Annotated in this window: 4 protein-coding genes; all 4 read left to right on the top strand. The window is 76.6% G+C overall.

The features are described 5' to 3' along the window. Positions 1-160: 160 nt before the first annotated feature. A complete protein-coding gene (gene asnB, locus ACIRVF_RS20075; RefSeq protein ID WP_402819213.1) occupies positions 161-1,996 on the top strand; it encodes an asparagine synthase (glutamine-hydrolyzing) in 1,836 nt (611 codons plus the stop codon). Between the two features lie 136 nt (positions 1,997-2,132). Beyond that, complete coding sequence (locus ACIRVF_RS20070; protein ID WP_402819210.1) at positions 2,133-3,356, top strand: MFS transporter; 1,224 nt, start codon at positions 2,133-2,135, stop codon at positions 3,354-3,356. A 94-nt stretch (positions 3,357-3,450) separates the two neighbouring features. Beyond that, on the top strand, positions 3,451-4,764 hold the full coding sequence (locus ACIRVF_RS20065) for a UDP-glucose dehydrogenase family protein (RefSeq protein WP_402819207.1): 1,314 nt from the start codon (positions 3,451-3,453) through the stop codon (positions 4,762-4,764). Positions 4,765-4,895: 131 nt separating this feature from the next. Further along, positions 4,896-6,317, top strand: a complete 1,422-nt coding sequence (locus ACIRVF_RS20060; protein ID WP_402819204.1) for a phytoene desaturase family protein — start codon at positions 4,896-4,898, stop codon at positions 6,315-6,317. The last annotated feature ends 255 nt before the right edge of the window (positions 6,318-6,572 follow it).

Below are 6,572 nucleotides of genomic sequence, written 5' to 3'. Positions count from 1 at the left end.
TGGGGGCCGGGCTCATCCCACGGGCCTTCCGCGGCCCGGGCCCCCCCCCGTTTCAGCCAGCCCCGGGCCCGGCGGGCGGCGCCCCGCCCGGCGCCGCCGGCCCCGCCCCGCAGCACCCGTGACCCCTCCCACCCGCCACCGCCCAACCCTGGAGTACCGCATGTCCGCCATAGCCGGATGGGTCGACTTCTCCCGCGACACCCCGCACGCGCCGGACGTCGTCCGGGCCATGACCACGGCCCTGGCCGGGCGCGGACCGGACGGCGAGGGGCTCTGGAGCTCCGCCCACGCCGCCCTCGGCCACCGCCGCACCGCCCGCGACCCCCACCCGCAGCCGCTGACCGCCCCCGGCGACACCGGCCCGCACGCCGTCCTCTCCCTCGCCGGACACCTCACCAACCCGCGCGAACTGCGCGACCGGCTCACCGCCGCCGGGCACCGCGCCGTCACCGGCGGCGACGCCGAGGCCGTCCTCCAGGCGTACCTGGTCTGGGGCGAGGACTTCGTCACCCGGATCGAGGGCAGCTACGCGCTCGCCCTCTGGGACGAGCGCCGCGAGGAACTGCTGCTGGTCCGCGACCGGATGGGCGTCAAGCCGCTCTACTACGCGCCCACCCCGGACGGCGTGCTGTTCGGCTCCGAGCCCAAGGCCGTCCTCGCCCACCCCGGCTTCCGTCCCGTCCTCGACGCCGACGGCCTGCGCGACATCCTCTCCGTCGCCCGGGTGCCCGGCCACGCGGTCTTCCGGGGCCTGCGCGAGGTGCTGCCCGGCGCGCTGCTGCGGGTCGGCCGCTCCGGCACGGCCGAACGGCGCTACTGGCAGCTGCGGGTCGCCCCGCACACCGACGACCTGGACACCACCGTCGACACCGTCCGCACCCTCCTGGAGGGCGCCGTCGCCCCGCACCTGGACGGCGACGAGCTTCCCTGCTCCCTGCTCTCCGGCGGCCTCGACTCCAGCACGCTCACCGCCCTGGCCGCCGACCTCGCCCGCCGCCAGGGCCGCGGCCCGATCCGCTCACTCGCCGTCAACGACGAGGAGCCGGGCAGCGACGGCGCCGCCACGCAGGGCAACGAGGACCACCGCTACGCCCGCCTGATGGCCGAGCACGCGGGCACCGAGCACGGCGAGATCTCGCTCGCCGGCCTGGACCTGCTCGACCCCGGGCTGCGCGCCTCGGTGCTCGCCGCCTACGACATCCCGATCAACAAGGGCGACCAGTACGCCTCGCTGCGGCTGCTGTTCGGCGAGGCGCGCGGGCACGCCTCGGTCGCGCTGTCCGGCGAGTGCGGTGACGACGTCTTCGGCGGCTACAACTGGAACCGGCTGCCCGAGTGGATCGCCGAACCGACCTTCCCGTGGGTGGCGGAGGGCCGCCCCCGCTTCCTGGGCACCGACGTGCTCCTCGACCCCGGGCTGCTCGGCAAACTCGACCTGGCCGGCTACGAGCGGGACTGCCACGCCGCCGCCGTCGCCGAACTCGCCGCCGCCGACGCCGTCGGGGACCCGGTCGAGGCCCGCTACCGCGAGGTCACCTACCTGGCGCACACCCGCCACACCCGGGTCCTGTTCGACCGGCTGGACCGCCTCGGCAGCGCCGCCGGGCTCGACATCCGGGTACCGTTCGCCGACGCCCGGCTGGTCGAGTACGCCTTCAACGTCCCGTGGGCGATGAAGGCCTTCGACGGCCGGGAGAAGAGCCTGCTGCGCGCCGCGATGCGGGACCTGCTGCCGGACGCGGTGGCGATGCGGGTCAAGACGCCGTACCCCAACCTGCGGGACGCCCGCTACGACCGGGTGCTGCGGGAACGGCTGGCCGGGGTCGTGCTGGACCCGGACAGCCCGGTCGCCCCGCTGCTCGCCCCCGGGCTCCGGGCCGCGGTGGCCCGCGACGGCGCCGACGCCCTGGTCGCGGGCGTCGGCCGGGCGGCGCTGGAGACCGCCCTGCAGACCGACGCCTGGCTGCGCACCTACGGGGTCGAGCTCGACCTCTGAGCCCCCGTCCGACCGAGCCCCTGTGGCGGCCGGGCCCTGTCCCCGGCCGCGCCCTGTCCCCGGCCACGCCCTGTCCCCGGCCGCGTCCCGCCCGACCGCGCCCCGCCCGCCCCGCCGGACGTCCCGAAGGAGTCCCATGGCCGCGACCCTCGCCGCGCCGCCCGCCCCGCCCGCCCGCCTGTGGACCCGCAACTTCGGCCTCTACTTCACCGCCCGCACCGTGGCCGTGCTGGGCGACACCATGATCCCGGTCGCGACGACCGTGGCGATGCTCGCCCTGGGCTTCGGGGTGGGTGCCGTTGGCGTCGCGCTGGGCACCTGGATGGGGGCCTTCGCCCTGTTCGTGGTCTTCGGCGGGGTGTTCGCCGACCGGTTCCGGCCCCGGCCGCAGATGATCGCCGCGGACGGGCTGCGCTGCGCGGTCCAGGCCGGCCTCGCGGTCTGCCTCTGGCTCGGCCACCCGCCGCTGTGGCTGCTGATCGTCGGCTCGGTGCTCGGCGGGCTCGCCACCGCGATGTTCCAGCCGGGCCTGACCAGCCTGGTGCCCCAGGTCGCCGCCGACCCGCAGCAGGCCAACGGCGTGCTGCGGGTCAGCCAGGGTGTCGCCACGATGGCCGGCCCGGCGATCTCCGGCACCCTGGTCGCCGCGGTCTCCCCGGCCTCGGTCTACGCGGCGACGGCCGCCACCTTCGTGGTCAGCGGGATCTGCCTGACGGCCCTTCGGCTGCCGCACGTCGAGCCCGACCGCACCGCCTCCACCCTGCAGAACCTGCGGGAGGGCTGGACGGCGTTCCGCTCCCGCTCCTGGCTGTGGTCGGTGATCCTGATCTGGTGGGTCCTCGGCATCTCGGTCTGGGGTCCGATCACCCCGGTCGGCGCGGTCTCCGTCATCGGCGCCCACGGCAAGGCCGCCTTCGGCTGGGCGGAGAGCTCCTTCGGCGTCGGCTGCGTGCTCGGCGGCCTGGTCGCGATGCGGCTGCGTCCGGCCCGTCCACTGTTCGGCGGGGCGGTGGCGATGCTGCTCTTCCCGCTGATGCCGCTGTCCGCCGCCCTGGTGCCGCCGCTGCCGCTGCTGATGCTCGGCTACCTGGCCAGCGGCGTCGGATGGGCGTTCTGGGGCGTCCAGTGGGCGACCTCCGTCCAGACCCAGATCCCGGAGGACAAGCTCAACCGGGTCGCCGCGTACGAGATCGCCGGATCCATCCTGGCCGTGCCGCTCGGCCAGGCGGTCGCCGGGCCGGTCAGCGACCTCGTCGGCGTGCACCGGCTGCTGTTCCTCGGGGCCGTGGTCGGCCTGGGCTGCGCCCTCGCGCTGCTCGCGGTCGGGCCCGTGCGCCGGCTCCCGCGGGCGGCCGACTGAACCCGGGCCACCGGCAGCCCCGGCCGCTCCGCCCCCACGCACCTCCACCCGGCAACGCCCACGCACCCCCCCACTCCACGACAGGAGACCGTCCATGCGCCACCGCCTGACGGTGATCGGCAGCGGCTACCTCGGCATCACCCACGCCGCCTGCATGGCCGAACTCGGCCACCAGGTCCTCGCCCTGGACATCGACGAGGACCGGGTCCGCCGCCTCAACCAGGGTGAACTGCCCATCCACGAGGCAGGGTTGGAGGGACTGCTGCGCCGCAACCTGGCCGCCGGCCGACTGCGCTTCGGAACCGACCCCGAGGACGCCGCCCACTTCGCCGAACTGCACTTCCTCTGCCTCGGCACCCCCCAGCGCAAGGACTCCGGAGCCGCCGACCTCTCCCAACTCGACGCCGCCGTGGACGCCCTGGCCCCGCACCTCGACCGGCCCTGCGTCGTCGTCGGCAAGTCCACCGTCCCGGTCGGCACCGCCGAGCGGCTGGCCGCCCGGCTCGCCGCCCTGGCCCCGGCCGGTCACGCCGCCGAACTCGCCTGGAACCCCGAGTTCCTGCGCGAAGGCCACGCCGTGCGGGACACCCTGGCGCCCGACCGGATCGTGCTCGGAGTGCGCCCCGGCCGGGCCGAGGGACTGCTGCGAGCGCTGTACGAACCGCTGGGCGACATCCCGACCGTCGTCACCGACTACGCCACCGCCGAGCTGGTGAAGGTCGCCGCGAACGCCTTCCTGGCGACCAAGATCTCGTACATCAACGCGATCGCCGAGGTCTGCGAGGCGGCCGGCGCCGACGTGGTGCGGCTGGCCGACGCGCTGGGGTACGACGAGCGGATCGGCCGGCGCTTCCTCGCCGCCGGGCTGGGCTTCGGCGGCGGCTGCCTGCCCAAGGACATCCGGGCCTTCGTCGCCCGCGCCGAGGAGTTGGGCGCGGGCGAGTCCCTGGAGTTCCTGCGGCAGGTGGACGCGATCAACCTGCGCCGTCGCACCCGGGCCGTGGACCACGCCCGCGTACTGGCCGGCGGCTCCTTCACCGGCCGGAACGTCGCCGTGCTCGGCGCCGCCTTCAAACCCGACTCGGACGACATCCGCGACTCGCCCGCGCTCGACGTCGCCACGGCGATCGCCCGCGAGGGCGGGCATGTCTCGGTGTACGACCCGGCCGCCCTGGACAACGCCCGCAAGGCCTGCCCCGACCTCGGCTACGCGGCCTCCACCGCGGAGGCGGTGCGCGGCGCCCAGGTGCTCCTCCTGCTCACCGAGTGGCGCGAGTTCGTGGAACTCGACCCGGTGGCCCTGGGGGAGCAGGTCGCCGTCCGCGCCGTCGTCGACGGCCGCAACGTCCTGGACCCGGCGGCCTGGCGCGCGGCCGGCTGGACCTACCGCTCCCTGGGCCGCCCCTGACCGGGCAACCGCTGCCCGACGCGGCGCCTCGGTGCGCGGATCCGGGGCCCTCGCTCCCTAAGCTGGCCCGGTGTACGGGGCGGCCGGCCCTCTCTGCCGCCCGGTGACCCCGGAGAGGTGGGACCGGCAGCATGACGACGGCCGTAGTGGTGGGCAGCGGGCCGAACGGGCTCGCCGCCGCGATCCGCCTCGCCCAGGAGGGCGTGCGGGTGAGGGTGCTGGAGGCGCGGGAGACCATCGGCGGCGGCACCCGGTCCGGCGAGCGGACGCTGCCCGGGCTGATCCACGACGACTGCTCCGCCTTCCACCCCACCGGCGTCGCGTCGCCCTTCCTGCGGTCCCTGGGTCTGGAGGAGTACGGGCTGCGCTGGCTCTGGGCCGGGGCGGAGCTGGCCCACCCGCTGGACTCGGGCGCCGCCGGGGTGTTGTGGCGCGACGTCGACCGGACGGCCGCACAGCTGCCGCCGGCGGACGGCCGGACGTGGCGGCGGGTGTTCGGACGGCTGGCGAGCACCTTCGACCGGCTCGCGGGCGACGTCCTCGGCCCCCTCCCGCACGTGCCCGCCGCGCCGCTCGCCCTGGCCGAGTTCGGCGCCCAGGCCGTGCTGCCCGCCCCGTGGACGGCGCGGCAGTGGAGCGGCGAGCAGGCCAGGGCGCTGTTCGGCGGGGCGGCGGCCCATGCGTTCGGCTCGCTCGGCGGGCCGTTCGGCAGCGCCATCGGCCTGATGCTGATCGCCGTCGGCCACGCCCACGGGTGGCCGGTGGCGGAGGGCGGCTCGCAGGCGGTCACCACCGCGATGGCACGGCTGCTGGAGCGGCTCGGCGGCACCGTCGAGACCGGGGTGGAGGTCCTCGACCTCGGCCGGCTCGACCGGCCCGACCTCGTCCTGCTGGACACCGGCCCGCACGCCGCCGCCCGGATCCTCGGCGACCGCCTCCCGCCCCGGACCGCCCGGGCCTACCGCCGCTACCGGTACGGTCCCGCGGCCTTCAAGGTGGACCTGGCGGTCGAGGGCGGAATCCCGTGGACCAACGAGCACTGCCGGACGGCGGGCACCGTCCACCTCGGCGGCACCTTCGAGGAGGTCGTCGCCGCCGAGGAGGCGACCTCCCGCGGCCGGATGCCCCGCCGCCCCTTCGTGCTGGTCGGCCAGCAGTACCTGGCCGACCCGTCCCGCTCGGCCGGGGACCTCCACCCCGTCTACGCCTACGCCCACGTCCCGCACGGCTACCGGGGCGACGCGACCGAACCCGTGCTGGACCAGATCGAGCGGTTCGCCCCCGGCTTCCGGCCGCGGATCCGCGCCCGGCACGTCCGCACGGCGGCCCAGCTGCACGCGGACAACCCCAACCACGTCGGCGGCGACATCACCGGGGGCGCCAACACCGCCCGCCAACTCCTCCTGCGCCCCCACCTCACCCGCGACCCCTACGCCACCGGAGTCCCCGGCGTCTACCTGTGCTCCGCCGCCACCCCACCGGGCGCGGGAGTCCACGGCATGGCCGGCTTCCACGCGGCCCAGTCGGCCCTGCGACACCTGGCCCGGCGGTGACCCCGCCGGCGCGGGGATGGCTCCGACGGCACCCGGCTGCTTGAGCGGCGCCTGCGGCAGCGTGCGGGGGGCGCGAAGTACTGCTGGGGGGTGGGTTGCTTGCCGTCGTTGTCAGGGACGGGCCGGTCCCAGGCGGGGGACGGCCCGGGCGTGGGGCCGGCGGGGGGGGTGGCCCCCCCCCCCCCCGGCCACCCCCCCGGCCCCGGCGGGGGGAACCCCCCCCCCCCCCCCCCCCCCCCGCCCCGCCCCCCCCCC

The sequence above is a fragment of the Kitasatospora sp. NPDC101157 genome (assembly GCF_044768255.1).
In the GTDB taxonomy this organism is placed as follows: Bacteria; Actinomycetota; Actinomycetes; order Streptomycetales; family Streptomycetaceae; genus Kitasatospora.
This window is presented reverse-complemented; position numbering and strand designations above follow the sequence as displayed.

Coding starts and splice junctions, on each gene's coding strand:
- asnB (WP_402819213.1), top strand. CDS start 161: ATGTCCGCCATAGCCGGATGGGTCGACTTCTCCCGCGACACCCCGCAC.
- ACIRVF_RS20070 (WP_402819210.1), top strand. CDS start 2,133: ATGGCCGCGACCCTCGCCGCGCCGCCCGCCCCGCCCGCCCGCCTGTGG.
- ACIRVF_RS20065 (WP_402819207.1), top strand. CDS start 3,451: ATGCGCCACCGCCTGACGGTGATCGGCAGCGGCTACCTCGGCATCACC.
- ACIRVF_RS20060 (WP_402819204.1), top strand. CDS start 4,896: ATGACGACGGCCGTAGTGGTGGGCAGCGGGCCGAACGGGCTCGCCGCC.